Source organism: Vibrio sp. nBUS_14 (genome assembly GCF_051201655.1).
Lineage (GTDB): Bacteria > Pseudomonadota > Gammaproteobacteria > Enterobacterales > Vibrionaceae > Vibrio.
This window is the reverse complement of the sequence record NZ_CP179207.1, coordinates 1536709-1555470: the sequence shown is the minus strand read 5'-3', so window position 1 is coordinate 1555470 and position 18762 is coordinate 1536709. Positions and strand designations below refer to the sequence as shown.

Annotated in this window: 13 protein-coding genes and 1 pseudogene; 9 read left to right on the top strand and 5 right to left on the bottom strand. The window is 42.0% G+C overall.

Going from position 1 to position 18762, the window contains the following annotated elements; all coding sequences use genetic code 11:
• Positions 1-109: 109 nt before the first annotated feature.
• Complete coding sequence (locus ACMAZD_RS24775; protein WP_435249867.1) at positions 110-2866, bottom strand: immune inhibitor A domain-containing protein; 2757 nt, start codon at positions 2864-2866, stop codon at positions 110-112.
• A gap of 48 nt (positions 2867-2914) precedes the next feature.
• Positions 2915-3241: a hypothetical protein gene (locus ACMAZD_RS24770; RefSeq protein ID WP_435250546.1), complete on the bottom strand. Its 327-nt coding sequence runs from the start codon at positions 3239-3241 to the stop codon at positions 2915-2917.
• 578 nt (positions 3242-3819) lie between these two features.
• On the opposite strand from ACMAZD_RS24770, the pseudogene ACMAZD_RS24765 reads away from it, so the two are divergent.
• Positions 3820-4026 (top strand): annotated as a pseudogene (locus ACMAZD_RS24765) (Lrp/AsnC ligand binding domain-containing protein); the annotation flags it as partial.
• A 144-nt stretch (positions 4027-4170) separates the two neighbouring features.
• On the top strand, positions 4171-5733 hold the full coding sequence (locus ACMAZD_RS24760; protein ID WP_435249866.1) for a methyl-accepting chemotaxis protein: 1563 nt from the start codon (positions 4171-4173) through the stop codon (positions 5731-5733).
• 344 nt (positions 5734-6077) lie between these two features.
• On the opposite strand, the gene tkt is transcribed toward ACMAZD_RS24760, so the two are convergent.
• On the bottom strand, positions 6078-8069 hold the full coding sequence (tkt, locus tag ACMAZD_RS24755; RefSeq protein ID WP_435249865.1) for a transketolase: 1992 nt from the start codon (positions 8067-8069) through the stop codon (positions 6078-6080).
• Between the two features lie 86 nt (positions 8070-8155).
• Complete coding sequence (tal, locus tag ACMAZD_RS24750; protein WP_435249864.1) at positions 8156-9106, bottom strand: transaldolase; 951 nt, start codon at positions 9104-9106, stop codon at positions 8156-8158.
• Between the two features lie 458 nt (positions 9107-9564).
• On the opposite strand from tal, the gene ACMAZD_RS24745 reads away from it, so the two are divergent.
• From ACMAZD_RS24745 to ACMAZD_RS24735, 3 genes are all read left to right on the top strand, one after another.
• Positions 9565-10557 (top strand): sugar-binding transcriptional regulator, encoded by a 993-nt coding sequence (locus ACMAZD_RS24745; RefSeq protein WP_435249863.1) that lies wholly within the window; start codon positions 9565-9567, stop codon positions 10555-10557.
• Between the two features lie 244 nt (positions 10558-10801).
• Positions 10802-13819, top strand: coding sequence for a M6 family metalloprotease domain-containing protein (locus tag ACMAZD_RS24740; protein ID WP_435249862.1), 3018 nt, complete (start codon positions 10802-10804; stop codon positions 13817-13819).
• Positions 13820-14377: 558 nt separating this feature from the next.
• A complete protein-coding gene (locus tag ACMAZD_RS24735; protein WP_435249861.1) occupies positions 14378-15262 on the top strand; it encodes a LysR family transcriptional regulator in 885 nt (294 codons plus the stop codon).
• On the opposite strand, the gene ACMAZD_RS24730 is transcribed toward ACMAZD_RS24735, so the two are convergent.
• On the bottom strand, positions 15263-15721 hold the full coding sequence (locus tag ACMAZD_RS24730) for an A24 family peptidase (RefSeq protein WP_435249860.1): 459 nt from the start codon (positions 15719-15721) through the stop codon (positions 15263-15265). It abuts the gene before it with no gap.
• A 208-nt stretch (positions 15722-15929) separates the two neighbouring features.
• Here ACMAZD_RS24730 and ACMAZD_RS24725 point away from each other — a divergent pair, with 208 nt between their 5' ends.
• Genes ACMAZD_RS24725 through ACMAZD_RS24710 form a run of 4 tightly spaced genes read left to right on the top strand, consistent with a single transcriptional unit; the run spans position 15930 to position 18761 of the window.
• Positions 15930-16142, top strand: a complete 213-nt coding sequence (locus ACMAZD_RS24725) for a Flp family type IVb pilin (RefSeq protein ID WP_435249859.1) — start codon at positions 15930-15932, stop codon at positions 16140-16142.
• Between the two features lie 54 nt (positions 16143-16196).
• On the top strand, positions 16197-16973 hold the full coding sequence (locus ACMAZD_RS24720; RefSeq protein WP_435249858.1) for a pilus assembly protein CpaB: 777 nt from the start codon (positions 16197-16199) through the stop codon (positions 16971-16973).
• A 1-nt stretch (position 16974) separates the two neighbouring features.
• The gene (locus tag ACMAZD_RS24715) at positions 16975-18300 is read left to right on the top strand and encodes a type II and III secretion system protein family protein (protein WP_435249857.1); all 1326 of its coding nucleotides are present in this window, start codon (positions 16975-16977) and stop codon (positions 18298-18300) included.
• Positions 18300-18761: an ATPase gene (locus tag ACMAZD_RS24710; RefSeq protein WP_435249856.1), complete on the top strand. Its 462-nt coding sequence runs from the start codon at positions 18300-18302 to the stop codon at positions 18759-18761. The genes ACMAZD_RS24715 and ACMAZD_RS24710 overlap by 1 nt, the downstream gene beginning before the upstream one ends.
• The last annotated feature ends 1 nt before the right edge of the window (position 18762 follow it).

Here is an 18762-nt window from a genome sequence, read left to right as displayed (position 1 = left end):
CTGTCGTGGATTGATGTCCGATGACAGCAGTGCTTAAGCTTGCTTGTAAGTACGCGTGATAGAGCCGCGTACTTATTTTGATGGTCTATCGTTTAAGACCTAAGATTATTTATAGGTCGACTAAAATTGTCTTAGTCGTAATCCCGCCTTGGTCATCGATTATCTTTAGTGTCACCTCGTGCTCTCCGTATGAAGGAAAGATAGAAGTGAATGTACGACCACGTTTCACCTTTCCGTTTGGAAGTGTCCACTCGGTATCAACAATACGACCATCACTGTCTGAACTTGTTGACCACATAGTTACCCAACGACCCAAGTGAATGTGCTTCGCACTTGCTTCTGGAAGAGCGTTTGGAGATTCAACACTCACCACTGAGCTGAACGAATCAGTGGCACCTTTGTCATCGACAACAGTCAAGCTCACCGTGTAATCACCGGCTTGCTCGTAAGACCAAGTTGGTGCCATTTCGTTGCTTGTTGTGCTGTTACCAAAGTCCCATAGATAACTGGTGATCTCACCATCTTGATCGGAACTGAAGTTGCGTGAAGAAACGTTCAGACCAGTAACATTGAGCTCGAAGTTCGCAGTAGGGGCGACGTTATGTTGGCTTACTTTAGATAAGCGCACCACACCGTATTCGTTGTCGTTACTTTGATTCAAAATATCAACGGCTAAGCCAAACTCCGTCAGGATACGTCCTGAATCAGGTGCTTGAGGAGACGTGTAATCTTGGTCGTCAGAGAAGCTAGCGTTGCCAATCAAACTGGTATCTTCAAGTACATCATTGTCGCTGTTCACAAGACGCATTGGGGTATGATCTTTGAGTGAGAACGCAGCATCACGTACCTGGTAACGAGTTTGAGCAACTTCACCGGATTTTTCCCAAGTCATGGCATTTTGGTCAGCATCGACCACACCTAACCAACCTTCACCTGGGTGTTTACCTACCCAGTTATCAGTCAGTGACTCGTCTACGTACCAAATGATCAAACCTGGATCGAATGAGATCAGTTGACCCATGCGTTTGATGTTGGCTAGACCTTCATCAACGTCCATGTGGCTACGCCATTGCAGCAGGTAGTAGTGCTGCGCTTGGTGGAATCCATTACTCAGCTTGTAGCCATTGAGGGCGAAGGTGGAGTTGCTTTCACCATCGTCTATTGAGGTGACTTCACCATCAACGATCACACTGAGGTTATCCAGATAGAAGCCTTCCATCGCCAAGCCACCATCGGTGATGTACTCAAACGTAAGCTCTATTTCTTGGCCTACCCATTGTGAAACGTCAAACTCAGCGTCAATCCAACCGCCAGATTCGCCACCAATAGCAGGGACTAGACCTGTATTGTATGGGTCATCCATTGAGGTGATGTTGCCTGCGATGGCTTGTCCATTCACGAGTACGCGGGCAAAGTCGTAGTCTTTCTCAATCTCATACCAAGTTTTGAACGAAAGCAGCGCTGAATCACCGGCTGGAATCATCAACTTGCGTGTCATGCTATTTTTGAGGTCATCACCTTTTTGGGAGTGGAACGAATACTCACCGGCAAACGGTTTTAAACCTTCGATCTGCTTTTCTGGAAGATCTACTTTAATCATGTTCGGACGGCTGTTATCCGTAGTCTGGAACAGCGTATAAACCTGTGGGTTGTCTTCTAGGTCATCAATCGAGATTTGATCATCGTTAATCCAACGACCGCCAATCGATTTTTGTAAGAAGTGTTTTGCCCAAGAGCTGAATGCTGTTGGTTGTGTACCACCAATTTGACCAGCCCAGCTGCCCGAAGACATGATTGACCAGTAAGATACTGGTTCACCTTTGCCTGTGTATTGCGTGTCGTATTCGTCTGGCAGACCTAAATCATGGCCATACTCGTGAGCACATACACCCGCTGCGGCGTCAATCGGTTGAATGGTGTAATCGAACGCTGCGTATTGGCCACCAAAACGATCAGGAAGAGAGCTAGAGGTACCTTCAAGCACATGTGTACGACCAAGGTTGAATCGATGAGACCAGATAGCATCTGGGCCTAATACGCCACCACCGGCTTCTTCGCCAACAGATGCGTGGAACACCATTAGGTGATCAATCACACCATCCGGTTCACGGAAGTCTCCGTCACCGTCGTAATCGTAGCGATCTTCAATATCGTAATCAGCGAGGTTGATGCTAGGGTCTTGAGCTAGCTGATTGAGTGCTTCACGAACGAGCTCTTGAGCATTTAGGTCGTTATCGGTAGTAGGGGAGTTGCCACCGTAGAAAGCTGCTGGCTTAGAAGCGCGATACCAACCTGCTGTCTGACCTGCCACACTGTAACTGTCGCCTGACTCACTTTGATAATATTGACGCATCGAGATTAAGTTTTCGCCGTTTGGCCCTGTGTAGCCAGAGTTTGAAAACAGCAACTCTTGATAATGTTCTGGGTTGTAGCTATTGTAGAGCATTTGGGTGTGCTCTTCGGTCAGCTTGTTGTTATCCCAGTTTAAATCAGGGAAGTCGACGAGTAGCGCGAGTACTTTGTCTGTGCGCTTGTTGCCCACTTCTAGAGCGAATACGCTCGCTTTTTTGACACCAGACTCTTTCTCGATAGCTTTGAGAATTTTGGCGCGAAGCTCCATGGCCTTTTTGCCAAATTGCGCATCGCCTTTAAAACCGGAATTGATCTTATTTTTCAAGTAACGGTCAAGAGCATCGTGTTTTGCAACATCGGTTGCATCTTGATCGACTAAGCCTTGTCTTACTAGCATTTCAATGAGTTTATCTTCATTAACAACACCTAAATCAATCGGTGTTTTAGCATAACTACTGGCGCTAAATAGAGTAAGCATTGCTGAGGCCAACAATGTTTTCTTCATTATCTTCATTACATTTCCTTTTTTGTATTTCCATGTCGATATCAGAATCAACTTACCTTATTCGGAACGGTTGTCCGAGTTCGGCTTAATACACTCTTTTGGTGTTTTAGGTATCTGACGTTTGTTAGTAGATTTGTTTGTATCCGCTATCTCATTTGTATTTTCCGTTTCTTGTGTGTTTTTTGAATCAAACGGAATGCTCTTTACTCGTTTGGCGTTGAGATAGAGACGCAAAGCTTCTTGATTGTCCTTGTAGGTTAAGCCAGGACAGATAACGCCTTTTTCAATCAATGACTTGAGCAGTAGTTCATCATTTTCAATAGTGGAAGCCTGTGACAGTGAGGAAAAAGATAAAGCCATTAAAGCCATTGTTTTATGTGACATTTTCATATCAAGCCATCATTTTTCATTACGTAACAAAATATATTTATAAAATTAACCAATCAAACGAATAATCATTACAAATCATTATGCGTTACGGTTTCAACATTAAGAGTTAATATCAAATAAGGCTTTGTATTTACTTTATTGTCAGTTATTTAGTGGGTTTGAGTGAATTAATAGTTGATAGTTTTAATATTTTATATCAGTGTTAGGTAAATGGTTATTATGCTTCAGAGCTCTTTATGTAAGGTGTGGAGTTATAATTAATCAAACAAATGTTTTATTGTCGGTACTAAAAAAATGCATGTAATAATTGAGTGTTTAGTAAGTATCCAGTCTCAGATTATTTTCACTCGAAATATCGATAATTAGGCTAATAAGCGCGATTTTAAAGTGCTTCAAGAAAACAGATTTCACAATAGTTCGATGAAGTGGGGTTCTAGAATGGCAAAAAGAGCCCGTGTTTGGGCTCTTTCAGTAACCCGACACTTTCCATTATCGGGCTCAACCATTCGCTAAGAATAAGGATACCACCGAGCTCTTCGATAACTTTGATCACGATGATGATTGGTATCATGATTCGGAAAAGCGTAGAGGTGACTCAGTGCTATCAAATCTCAGGCAGTTATGACTTCATGCTGATTGTTACGGTTAAAGATATCCCAGCGTATGAAAACTTTGTTGAGCGTTTGCTTCGCAAAGACTTAAACATTCGCAAGTTCCACACTTCAATTTCGATGCGAACAGTAAAGTTCAGCACTGCCGTTAACTTGGAATTATCCTAGTGTTTTGTTATCTCTGTGACGTACCCGCTCATATCTGTATAAAAAGCAGTCATTTACAAAAATTGTGACGTTCATATTTTGTCATAATTTAATTTATTGTATATATTTGACTGCTATAACGTATAAATACAAAAGTTAATAAAAATGAACGTCAGCTCAGCTTCTCTAACACGTGAAACTCTTTTAAACGAAAGCGAACAGCTTGTATCAACCACCGATCTCAAAGGCGTGATTACTTACAGTAATGATGCTTTTTGCCGTATTGCAGAATACAGTCAGCAAGAGTTGCTTGGGCAACACCACAATATTGTGAGGCATTCTGATATGCCCAAAGCCGCGTTTGCGGATATGTGGGTTAACCTCAAGCAAGGTAAAGCGTGGCGTGGAATCGTAAAGAACAAAACGAAGTCCGGTGGCTTTTATTGGGTCGACGCTTATGTCACACCAATTTACGATAATGGCAAGGTGAGTGGTTACCAGTCTGTTCGTGTGAAGCCTAAAAACGAATGGGTACAAGTTGCCGATAAAGCATACCAAGGTCTATTAAAGGCTGAGAAATCTGGTCGTCAATGGTCGCTGCAGATCAATGACAGTGTTCGTTATGCTGTGCTATTGGGCTCGCTAGCTGCACCACTGATTTCAAACCTTGTCGAAGTAGGGCAAGTGTCGCAATGGCTTCTAAGCTTGCTTCCAGTTTCTGCATTGGCACTCCTATTCAGGCAAGAGCTTATTGATACGCCTTTGCAGCTTAAAAAATTGCAGTCGAAATTCGATAGTGTGAGTCGCCTTGTCTACTCCGGAAATAGTAAGTTCTCTATCGCCGATTTCCATTTGAAGCTGTTGTCTGCGCGAATCAGAACGGTGTTAGGCCGTATGACGGATTCAGCAAAGCCGTTACAAGATTTAGCCGACAATCTTAATGCGACTTCTTACCAAGTTTCAGATGCCTTAGATCAACAGACTAAAGACATACTTCAAGTGCGTGAAGCAACGGAAGAGGTTGAAGTCACGGCGAATGAGGTCTCTTCTCGTACCGAAGAAGCGCATCAGATTGTCGATGTTACCCTGCAAACTTGTGCGGGTGCGAAAGAGAGTATTAACCAAACACACCGCAACCTTGAAAGCTTGGCTTCGCAGGCCGAGAAAGCAACGCACACGACGTATCAACTGAGCGACCAAGCGCAAAGTGTCAGCAAGATAATGGAAGAGATCGGTGGCATTGCTGAACAAACCAACTTGTTGGCATTGAACGCTGCGATAGAAGCGGCGAGAGCAGGTGAGCAAGGACGTGGCTTTGCGGTAGTTGCTGATGAAGTACGTGCGTTATCCGGTCGCACATCTAAGGCGACGGTTCAGATCAAAGAGAGCATTGATACCATGCTGACAACGATTGAAGGCTGGCAAAAAGATATTCTAGCGAACAAAGAGCAGACTGACGCATGTGGTGATGTGGCAAAAGTGAGTGCTGAACGCTTGTCTGAGGTTGAAACCTTAATGCAATCGATGAACGAGTTAATGCAATCGGTTGAAAGTTCTGCGCATAAACAGCGTCAGCTATCGAGTGACGTAAACCTTCATATGCAGTCTATCGCGTCGACCGCCGAGCAAAACCTAGTGGCGACACATTCAGTCAAAGATCATTCGAAGGAGCTCAAAGAGCAAGTGAATGAATTCTATCAATTGGCGAAGCGTTTCGAAGAAAAATAGCTACCGCAGCTAATCTGACTCAGATTTAATAGAAAGCCTTGCGTATTGCGCAGGGCTTTTTCATAGGTGAAAGTGATGGTTAGGAAAGCTTTGAAACAAAAATAAAACATCGTTCAATTGTGATTAAGTTACACTTCCCATATTTCACGTTAATAATAGAGTTATCAACATGCGTCCCCTTATTGTTACCGCCATTGTTTTGAGCTTAACGAGCTTCTCATGCTTAGCGTCAAAAGGCTCTAATTATCTCTATAACGGTAAAAGTTTACAGGTATAAAAAAGCCCTACTCAAAAGAGCAGGGCTTTCTATTATGTGCTTAGAAATCAGCTAACTGATTAGCAGATTAAGCTAGAAGTTCTTTTGCTGTGTTTACTACATTTTCAGTAGTGAAACCGAACATCTTGAATAGCTCGCCTGCTGGCGCAGATTCGCCGAACGTTGTCATACCGATGATCTTGCCACCAAAACCAACGTACTTGTACCAGAAGTCAGCGATGCCCGCTTCTACTGCGATACGTGCTGTAACGTCAGATGGAAGTACAGACTCACGGTATTCAGCGTCTTGCTTGTCGAATGCGTCAGTTGCTGGCATAGATACTACGCGTACTTTCTTGCCTTCAGCTGTTAGTTCAGCAGCAGCACTAACCGCTAGCTCAACTTCAGAACCTGTTGCGATAAGGATAAGCTCTGGTTTGCCTTCACAATCTTTCAGAATGTAGCCACCCTTAGCGATGTTTGCTACTTGCTCAGCGTCACGATCTTGTTGTGCAAGGTTTTGACGAGAGAAGATAAGCGCAGAAGGACCATCTTTGCGTTCGATTGCCAGTTTCCAAGCAACAGCAGATTCAACCTGGTCACATGGACGCCATGTGCTCATGTTTGGAGTCAGACGTAGAGAAGCGATCTGCTCAACCGGTTGGTGAGTAGGACCATCTTCGCCAAGACCAATAGAATCGTGTGTGTAAACTTGGATATTCTGAGTTTTCATCAGAGCAGCCATACGCATAGCGTTACGAGCGTATTCCATGAACATTAGGAACGTTGCGCCGTATGGTACGAAACCACCGTGCAGAGCGATACCGTTCATGATAGCCGTCATACCGAATTCACGTACACCGTAGTGGATGTAGTTACCAGAGAAGTCATTTGCTTCAAGAGACTTGGAACCAGACCACATAGTCAGGTTAGAAGGCGCAAGGTCAGCAGAGCCGCCCATGAATTCAGGTAGCATAGTACCGAATGCTTCTAGTGCATTTTGAGATGCTTTACGTGATGCGATGTTGGCTGGGTTAGCTTGAAGATCAGCGATGATTGCCGATGCTTTCTCTTCCCATTCAGCAGGAAGATCACCGTTTACGCGGCGTTTGAATTCAGCTGCCAGCTCAGGGTATGCTGCTTCATAAGCTGCAAGTTTCTCGTTCCACGCTGCTTCCTTTGCTGCGCCTGCTTCTTTCGCATCCCACTCTGAGTAAACTTCCGACGGAATTTCAAAAGGACCGTGCTCCCAACCTAGTTGCTTACGAGTTGCTGCGATTTCGTCAGCGCCTAATGGTGCACCGTGACAGTCGTGCGTACCTGCTTTGTTTGGAGAACCAAAGCCGATTAATGTTTTAGTACAGATTAGAGTCGGACGAGGATCCGCTTTAGCTGCTTCGATAGCCGTGTTGATAGCGTCAGCATCGTGACCATCAACTGCTGGGATTACGTGCCAGCCGTAAGCTTCAAAACGCTTAGGCGTATCGTCAGAGAACCAACCTTCAACTTCACCATCGATAGAGATGCCGTTGTCATCCCAGAAAGCAACCAGCTTACCAAGACCTAGCGTACCCGCTAGAGAACATGCTTCGTGAGAAATACCTTCCATCAGACAGCCATCACCCATGAATGCATAAGTGTAGTGGTCTACGATGTCGTGGCCTTCTTTGTTGAACTGTGCTGCTAGAGCTTTCTCAGCCATCGCCATACCAACAGCGTTGGTGATGCCTTGACCTAGAGGACCCGTCGTCGTCTCGATGCCAGGTGCGTAGCCGTACTCTGGATGACCTGGAGTCTTAGAGTGAAGTTGACGGAAGTTCTTAAGGTCTTCAATTGAAAGCTCGTAACCTGCTAGGTGAAGCAGAGAGTAAATCAGCATTGAGCCGTGGCCGTTAGACAGGATAAAACGGTCGCGGTCAGCCCACTCTGGGTTTGACGGGTTGTGGTTTAGGTGAGAGCGCCAAAGTACTTCAGCGATGTCAGCCATGCCCATAGGAGCGCCCGGGTGACCAGAGTTTGCTTGTTGTACGCCGTCCATGCTTAGAGCACGGATAGCGTTAGCTAGATGTTTGCGGTTCATAGAAACTTCCGAATAAAAATTAAGATAAACAAATTGATAAAAGTAGGGGAACTGAACGTTCCCCTATTTGAAATTGGTAAGAGTGATTACAGCTTAGCTGCGATCATGTCTTCTAGTTTGCCTTGGTCAACTGCGAAGTTGCGGATGCCTTCAGCTAGCTTCTCTACAGCCATTGGGTCTTGGTTGTGATCCCATAGGAACTCAGCGTGAGTCATTGCAGCAGGACGCACTTTAGTACCGTTAGAGTCGATTAGCTTTTCTACTACGTCGCCTTCAGCTGCTTCTAGGTCTGCTAGAAGTTGAGGAGCGATAGTTAGACGGTCACAGCCAGCAAGTTCAAGGATCTCGCCGATGTTACGGAAGCTTGCGCCCATAACAACAGTTTTGTAACCGTGCTCTTTGTAGTAGTTGTAGATGTCTGAAACAGAAATTACGCCTGGATCTTCTGAAGCTTCGAAATCGCGACCTTCTTTCGCTTTGTACCAGTCCATGATGCGACCAACGAAAGGAGAGATAAGGAATACGCCAGCTTCAGCACAAGCACGTGCTTGAGCGAAAGAGAATAGAAGCGTTAGGTTACAGTTGATGCCTTCTTTTTCTAGGATTTCAGCAGCACGGATACCTTCCCAAGTAGAAGCCAGTTTGATAAGGATGCGGTCGTTAGTGATACCAGCGTCGTTGTACATTTTGATAAGTTGACGAGCTTTAGCAACGCTGCCTTCCATGTCGTAAGAAAGACGAGCATCTACTTCAGTAGAGATGCGGCCAGGTACAACATTAAGGATTTCTTTACCGATGTTGACGTTAAGCATGTCACAAGTGTCTTGAACTTGTTGAGCTTTGTCGCCACTTTGCGCTTTAGCGTATTCGATAGAAGCATCGATTAGAGGTGCGTACTCAGCAATTTGAGCAGCTTTAAGAATTAGAGATGGGTTAGTTGTTGCATCTTCAGGAGTGTACTTGCTTATAGCTTCGATATCGCCAGTGTCAGCTACAACAGTTGTTAGTTTACGAAGTTGCTCTAATTTATTGCTCATTTTGATCATCCTATGTATCGCAGAACACCCCTTTAATGGGAGAGGTGTGGGCATTTGCAAGCGAACTAATGAAGTTCCTCATGGTTGTACCAGTGAGTCAAACTTACATCAATTTAAATTTTTCTCCGAACGAACATTTGCACAGAACATTTGATCGATCGATGAGTAAATGATGTAGCCATATTTATCCGATCTAGCCCTAAAGTCAACGGTAAATAGTGCTGTATGGTGACTTCAGTCAAATATATTTCGCTCTAGTAATCATGGGGTATACAAGCAAACGTTTAGCGGCTCAATTGAGTCTAATTAATCAACAGCTAAATCAAGGTTATCATAGTGAGTAAATGTTCCTTGTTGTTACATATGTTCAGGGTGTAAGCTTATGTATCACTTACTGAGCTCTCCTATATTAGGAGCATAGTAGGTAAAATAATTGTTAAATATTGGTTGAGTGATATATGAGTAACAATATCCAAGATGTTTCCGAAGAAAACACTGATCTCCTCACTGAAGTGGCAGTTGCTTATTATCAGGATGGCGCGACTCAAGAAGAGATCTCAAAAAAGTTCTCTATCTCTCGTGCAAAGGTTGGTCGAATGCTCAAACAAGCCCGCGATGAAGGGATTGTTGAGATCACCGTGAAATACCACCCTGTGTTCAGTGCCAAAATTGAACAGCGTCTCATCGAAAGGTTTGGTGTGAAGCGTGCATTAGTCGCTCTTGATCAGCCAAATGAAGATAAGCAGCGTTTACAGGTTGCGGGCTTGGTGTCGAACTATCTAACGAGCACCTTAAAAAACGGAATGGTAGTGACGGTCGGCCAAGGTCGAAACGTATCGTCGGTTGCTCACCATACTGGAGTGATCACACCGCGAGACTGTAAGTTTGTATGCGGCATCGGCGGTATTCACCCAAGAGGCGGTATGTTTAATGCTGACCATATATGTAGACAGCTAGCTAAGAAGTACGGTGGTTCATCAGAAACTTTATATGCGCCTGCTTATGCAGAGAACAAAGCACAAAAAACCGCTTTTATGGAGAACAGCACTGTTAAGCAAACACTGGATCTAGCTCGTAAGGCGGATGTCGCTTTAGTGGGTATCGGTGATATGAGTGAAAATAGCTATATGGTCGACCTAGGTTGGTTTACGGCGGGAGAGGTCGTTCAATCTCGTTTACTACAAGGGGTAGTCGGTGACTTTGCGGGTTATGACTTTTTCGATGTGCACGGCAAAGCGGCAAACACAGTAATGAGTGACCGAGTCATCGGCTTAGGTTTGGAAGAGTTCCGTCCTATCGCTGAAGTAATCGCCATCGCTGCTGAGAACAGTAAGCCTCTTGCTTTGTTAGGTGCACTAAGAACAGGTGTGGTTGACGTGATTGCGACTAGTGTAAGTAATGCTTTAACGGTACTGAACTTAGATGAGCAGATGACATTAATTAATAAATAAACTATTTGTTGTTGTCTTCCTTTTTAATACGCTTTTATTCTTATTAAAAATGGGTGGGTTATTCAGCCTTCCCATTTATTTATACTGTCATAAATTAAGTTTATATAAGATTAGGTATAAATATTATTTATAGGTTTAGTTAGAAACTTAATTGGTTTACATAAATCCCCATTGATAAAATCGCGTTGCATTTAACGCATCAATTATCTCTTATTGAGAAAGAATTATTAATGGGATTATCCTAATGAGGACAAAACTAATTTGTACCTTCATAACAGCGTTATTAGCTGTTTGTACGGTACAAGCAACCACTTTACCTGCACCAATTTGGCATATAATAACTTTTGTTGACGGCAGTTCTAAAGAACTGCGGTTAATGGGCTCTCAGCATATGTTTTGGTATCAAGACCAAACAGGCAGCCTCTATATACAAGACCCTGACAGTCAATGGTATTTTGCAAGATATGAAAAGAATGAAGACGAGCACGGCAGAATAGTGTCCACCGGGGTGATAGCTTCAAGTGAGGCAGATGTACCTTTTGAATCTAATGTTAAGCATATAAAAATCGAGCCAAAATATTTTGAAGAACTAATTGAATCACCTGCGGCTAACCAAAAGAGGTTTAATTATGTCAGGAACCAAAGTTTGTATGAAAGTCGTGCTCTAAAAAATAAAATTATAGAGCAGCCATTATTAGTGGTGCAGGTTAGCTTTTCAAACGAAAAAGTGGACCATGATTTTCAGTCGACGATTTTTGGAACCGATCAACAGAGCGTTCAAGACTACTTTCTAAAAAATAGCTACGGTAATTACAAAGTTGTTCCGGCGAAAGAGAGTGAAGGAACAAAGAATGACGGTGTCATTAATGTCACTTTAGATATTGAACATCCAAACTGCCACTCCAAATCAGAGCGTAATTGCCAAACTAAACTCAATAATGTGTTTGAAAAAGCGTATGAAGCCCTAGACGTGGATTTTAATCTTGCTCAATATGACTCGAACAATGACGATAGCATCTCGCCTCAAGAACTCTCTGTTATGTTCGTCTTTGCGGGTAATGATAAATCTAGCGGTACACGAAAGACCCCAACGATTTGGCCTCATAAGTACGCTCACACTACCGTTGAGATTGACGGAAAGCGAATCAGCGCTTATTGCTTGTTTGCTGATTATCAAGACGACCATCAGTCCACCATGGGGGTAATTGCGCACGAACTTGGGCATTTAATGTTGGGTTTGCCGGATCTTTACTCTTATAAACATGATGGCTCAATTGGGCATTGGGGCTTGATGGGAGGCGGAAGCTGGGCAAGAAAGCCCAGTGATGAGTACGCAGGTCAAACTCCAGTAAACATGCTGGCCTGGAGTAAAGAGGCGTCAGGTTTTCTTAAGCCGACCGTTCTTTCAGAGAATGGCCAGGTACAAATTGACACTATTAAGGGGGAAAGTGTGATTCACCTTGACCCATACTTAAAGCAGTTTGGGCCTCGAGCTTATATTGAGAACCGACGCAAGACCGATTATGACCAAGCACTTCTTGGCGAAGGCTTGCTCATTACGGCGGTAAATATAGATAACCAGTTCAATAGTGATGGTCCGATGCAGGTTCAGGTATTTCAGGCTGATGGCGATGGGCTACTCGAGAGTGGATTTTCATCCGGTGACTCGGGCGATGTTTTTCCCGGCAGAGAGACAGTGACGAATCTCTCTGATGATTCTAAACCATCTTTGACTGACATTACCGCGGGAAGAAGTACCGATGTAACCATCTCAAATATTAGTAGTGATGCTGATAAAGCAACATTTTCGCTAGTGAGCCCCAATGCGGCCACTAAGTCATCTTGGGTCACGTCATTTGGCCGAACTTATCCGCGTTATAGTACAAATACAAACGTACTTGGGTTCGCCATTGACGTTGTTGAGGGTCGTGAGGATATCGCAGGGTTACACTTTTACGCTAAAGCGACGAGTGTCGCTATGCCGATGTTCTATCGATTGGTTGAGTACCCGTTTCAATCAATGTTTGGTAATGCTGTGATTAATGAAGGCTTTGGTCGTTTATTGCATCGAGGTGTTGCACAACAAGGTGGAGGGCAGATTGTTTTCGATGAGCCTGTAAAGCTTGGGCTTGGCTCCAAGTTACTGGTTTTAGAAATTGAAAACGGGACACCTGAATATTCAACACAATTTTTAGATGCTTACTTGGGTGACGGACAGAGGAAAAGGCAATTCTCAGGGGCCATATCTGATTATAAAACTCGAGGCTTGAGTCGTGCCTTCAGCCAAAACTTTCCTTTTGCGATACTGTTTGAACAACCAGCGCAAGCTAAGCCTATTGCGGTAGATGACTCTGTCGATACGGAAGAAGACAGTCCGTTTATGCTCAATTTATTGGCCAATGATCTTAACTTGCCTAGATCTCACCCATATTCAATTGAGATAGGTCGTAAGCCAGTTAAAGGTGTTATCAGAGGTGGTACATATTTTCCCTCTACTAACCAGTTTGGGCGAGATAATTTTACCTATCGACTTGTTGATGGTGTTGGATACAAAAGTGAGTATGCGACTGTTGACGTTGAAATCAGACCGGTGAACGATGCTCCGCAATTTAAGCTCAATAAGATTAAGGTCGGTGCTATAGCTGGTCAGAAAGTGATATTTGAAGTAACGACGATTACGGATGTCGATTCAGCTGAGCATCAGGTTACTTGGACTCAGACCGAAGGCGCTAGATTAGCACTAAGTGGTACACAGTCGAAAGCATTGACTATACGTGTACCCAACGATGCGTTGGATGGCGAAAAGTATCGATTGAGCGTTAAGGTGCAGGATCCCGTAGGGGGATATACCGAACAATCGGTCACTATTGATGTGCATAAAAAGAAAGTATCGTTGTTGGAAACGAAATCGCTACAAGTCAAATACGGTGATGAAGTCAATTTGTTTCCAAATATTAACGGTGAGGTGAAAGCGTTAAATATTCTTGAAGCCCCGCGTAATGGGGTAGCTAATATAATCGATGCTCAGATTGTTTATAATGCGCCAACAGAGCGCAGGCAGGCTTTATATGACAATATTAAATATAAGGTTTTATTGGCCGATGGTGGTGAATGGGTTGGTTCGTTTGAAATAGAAGTGTTACCAAATGTTTCAAACGAATCCTCTGTGCCAATAACTCAGAGCGATTCATCAGGAGGAAGCTTTTCATTGCCATTTATTATTATACTCGGTTTACTCTTTCGATTAAGAGTAAAGCGATAGAATAAAATGATAAAAGAGAGCTATATATTGATTAGCTCTTTTTTTTACCTCTTTCTAAATTTAATTACAAAAATGAAGTTATCTGTTGCATTCCTACAGCAGCAGCCATACTCAAAGGTGTTTTTTTTCAAATTTGTGTGATGTTTTTCTCAAAATCGAGTAGTGCTCGGTTTGAGTCGCTTTTGAACTTTATCCTTGTAAGTATCGATGTTTTACATAAATTTCGAAGATTTTACCTACCGTTAAGGTGGAGTTTGTATAATTTTTGGTTATAATTGCGCTAATTGTCATTCGCTCGGATGATGTGCTGTGTAAGGACTTTAGAACACGAATGACAAGTGAAATATGTTTTTTTTAAATAACATAAGGATTTGTGAATCAGTTGCTGCTGCGGGGGGAGGGGGGCGTGGTGTTATTTTTTATTTTGATGGATATAAGCATTATTTATGACTATATAAATAATGGTTTTTTGTATCTGAATGACACTATTGTTACTTTTACGCTGATTTTTAATAAGAACAATTAATAAAATAACGCAACATCGGGGTAGTTTGCACCATGAAAAACGTCAACAGGTCTATCGACGTCAAATATTTAAGAACATTTTCACACGTCGCCAAACATAAAAGTTTTACAGCTGCAGCTCAGTCTCTATTTATGACACAGCCTGCGGTTTCTCAACATATTAAAAAGATAGAGAATACGATTGGGGCGAGTATTTTTGATCGAAAAGAAGGGTTTTTACTGACTAAACACGGAAAAGTATTACTCGATTACGCAGATCAAACAATGTCTATGTGCGAAAGATTGTTTGAAGATCTAGAAAAAGTGGAGTTACGAGAGCAATTCAATATAGCGATTGCTGAATCTTTTTGCTTCGATATGGTTGAACGGGTAATCAATGAATTTAGAATGTTGAACAATATAGACTTGTCTATAAACAGTTTTACTAAGTCTTCTCTATTGGACTCGTCTCGCTACGACTTAATATTCACGATGGATAGAATTTCACAAGAGAATGGAAAATCGTATCAGTTAAAAACCGTAAATTATGTGATAGCACATTCTAATTCACTTGATCCACACGAATGTTACCCACAGAGAGTTGTTTACTGCAGTTCTTTGCTTAAGTCTTCTGTTCAGGAGTTTCTTAACGACTATAATATTGATTCCTCACATGCGACCAGTTGGATCAAAATAAGTTCATGTCAGTTATTAAAAAATGAACTAGAAACCAACGGTACGATTCTAATATTTCCTGAATGGTCGATATGCCATCACAATTGTAAAAAAATACCATTACGTCAAAAAGTGAATATGTATGTCTGGTGTAGCGATGAGATTTCGCAAGAGTTGGAGATATTAGGCATTAAAGATAAGATTCAACAGCTATTTCAAATTAGTAGTATTTCAACGCCGGCATTGAATTATAATGTTATGTAATCAGTTTGATAATATTGATATTGTGCTAAAAATAAAGCAACTCAAAGCAATAGGTATTCCGTAAGGAATGCCTTTTTTGTAACCATAAAAACCTACTGTTTTTCCTATTATGTACATAATAGAAACTAACACACCACCAAAAAAACCTATAAAAATCAGTGTTATTATTACAAAGTCGGGTTGTATTCCAATGATTAACGCACCGATTAACTTCACATCTCCAGCGCCTATAACCTTTACATACCAAAGAATAAAAAACACAAAGAAGCTTAAAATAGCAATGGAAATCGAAGTCAGTAAATAACCATTATACAACGCGACTAAAATGCTAAATATTAAAGCAGTCTTACTGAGATTGTTCGGTATCTTTCTATACTTTCCATCGAAAAAACACACGGATACTAGAATCAAAAAGTTTACAAAAATTAAAGTGGTATAAATTGATAAATCTATATTCATAAATATATGATATAGGTGATATATATCTGTATCAATACAAACCACATTCTAAATTTTGATAGGAACATAATAAAAATTTATGCGATCTGTAATAAGTTTATTTTATGCGATCATAACAACTCTTAATTGGATGTATTTTTTTAATCCGGTAAATTTCATCTCGCAATTACATTAAGACCAATGGTCGATATACTTTTAGAGGATTACTATGTACTACCAAACTTTAGCAAAACTAGCTGAACTAAAAATGAAGTTCGAAGATGATATTCGCGGTGTTACTGCGGTGGAATATGCAATTATTGCTGTTGTAATGTCAGCTCTAGTACTTGCCGCGTTTCAAACTGATGCACTTAAAGATGCTATCACTGGTGCGTTGACTAAGGTGACGACCAACTTGACCACAGCTACTACAGGCAAATAATTAGCCACTAAGAATCATATATTAAGGGGCTTAGGCCCCTATTTTAGGCTTAATATGAACAGAATTATCATTCTCCTTCTTGTTGCTTTTTCTATCTTTTCTACATTGATATATATCAATGTTAACTATATTTCAGCTGATGAAGAACCACAGGAAGTACAGCAAAAAGAAGAACCAAAGGTCAGTATTTTAGTTACTCAGAAAGCGATTAAACGTTCCCAACCGTTAACACCTAATTTCTATGACAAGAAATTTGTCCATATATCTGACTTAGATGGCTCCTACTACACGTTAGAAGACGATCTTATTGTTGAACCTGGCGCTCTATTTAAAGAAGACATCTCCGAAGGCACATACTTGACACAAGATATGATCTCCAACCCTGGAGACCGAGATTATATGTATTTGTCATTAAATGACGGTGAATTACCTTATTTTTATGAAGTTACCGGTATCGGAGTGGTACAAACCGCAACGCTTACTCCTGGTGACAAAGTGAGCTTTGTTTCCACAACTTCTTCAAAATCGAATCTAGTTGAGAACGGGTATGGTGATATCGGTGATCTCGTTAGCCGAGTGATTATTAGTGGAGCTCGCGTGCTGCAGGTAATAAAAGGCAGCGAAGATACTGATTCAGAAGATGCCGAAGACAAAAAATACAGTTTAGTTATTGCATTAAATATGCGCAGTGTATTGAAACTCGACATGGCTCAAAAAATCGGTGATGTGAATATCATTCCATCTGAAAACGAGAATCTCTATTTATCTATTCGCAGCAGTGATCTTTTAGAAACTCAGTTCGGTGTTAGAGAATTACGTGGTAAGGAATAGCATGACTTTAAAGAACAAAAATATAGCCTTGCTATTGTGCGGTATTCTTTCATGCCCATTACTCGCATCAGAATTAATGAACTTGGATCAAGGCGCGGCGAAAACGATTAATTTGAAACGACAGATATCAACGGTATTTGTTGCGAATCAAGAAATAGCTGACTACAAAATTATCGATGAAAACAAGGTTGTGGTTTATGGCGTTGGCCAGGGCACGACTTCAGTGATTGTTTATGATCGAGGTGGAAACGAAATTTACAATGCTGAATTGGTGGTGAATCAAAGCTTAAGGCTACTAAAGCAGACGCTAATCGCGCGATTTCCTGATGAAAACGTAGTGGTTTCCAATGTTGGAGACCAAGTTGTGTTGGATGGTATTGTCGGTAGTGAAGCGATCAAGCAAAAGATTAATCGACTCGTCGGAGAAATGCTGAAGAAAGATCGTCGCCGCGCTGCTTATGAACTAAGGGATGCTGACGGTGAGGCTTTAGATGAGCTGGAGTACACGGCGCAGTACAACTACGACCAAGTCATTAATAATTTAAAAGTTCTCACCACTGAACAGATAAATGTAAAGCTGACGGTTGCAGAAGTTTCGAGTTCTTTTCTAACCGAACTGGGTGTGACATACAGTGACAGCGGTGAGCCAAGTACTTTTGTTAATAAGCTCCTTGATTTTACGGCTCAAGACATTGTTTCTGTTATCTCTGCAAGTGGTGATGACAAAATCGGTCGCGTATTGGCAGAACCCAACCTTTCTGTTATTTCGGGTGAACAAGCCAGTTTCCTTGCTGGTGGTGAGATTCCAATTGCGGTACGAGACGAAGACGGCATTACTATTTCCTACAAAGAATACGGCGTTAAGTTAGCCATGGTAGCCAAGGTTACTGACACAGAAAACATCCGCTTAACCTTGATCCCTGAAGTCAGCTCTATTGATGAGTCGAACAAAACGACGACGGGTCTAATCTCAGTCCCTTCTTTGCGAACTCGACGAGCTCAAACAACGGTTCACTTGAAAGACGGTCAAAGTTTTGTGCTCGCAGGGCTACTCACATCAGAAGAGCGCGAATCGTTAACTAAGATTCCAATTTTGGGTGATATCCCAATCTTAGGTGCGCTATTTAGTCACACTTCCACAAACCGCTCTAAAACTGAATTGATCATAGTTGCTACCGTCAATCTGGTTGATCCCGTTGAGCAAGAGCAAGTCAAGTTGCCAAGTTTTAGACGCACAAGTGATCTTGAACGTTTGCTAAGAATAGACCTCTCAGATCTCGATGAGCCGGAGCTTGAAAATACGATAAACCAAGGAGGGTTCAATTAATGAGATGGATCGTTATTACTTTAATCGCTTTGATTGCTTCTGCTTGCACCCACGTTGATACATCCAACTCTAGTGTGATTGAGCAATTAGAAGAGCGTTTTGAATTTGATATGGTGAATGGTGAGGATTCAATGTCTCGCTCTGTGGCCTTTATCCGAGAACTAAATACGAGAGAGCCGAAAGCAACTTTCTACGTTAAGTATAAGCCTGATGCGAGTGAGTTTGTCGCTAAGCTGCGAGACAGGTTCAAATCAGAGTCTATTGCGAAAGACAGATATAAAGTGGAGCTTGCTGATAATGACCAAGAGAAAAATATCTTGATTATAGGCCTATATGTCCGAATTAAAAGCAGTGATTGTGGAGTGATGGTGTTCTCGCAACGCGAAGATTATCAATTTGGTTGTAGTGTTGAGCATAACCGAAACATCAGCTTGGTTAACCCAATTAAGAAGGCGAAATAAC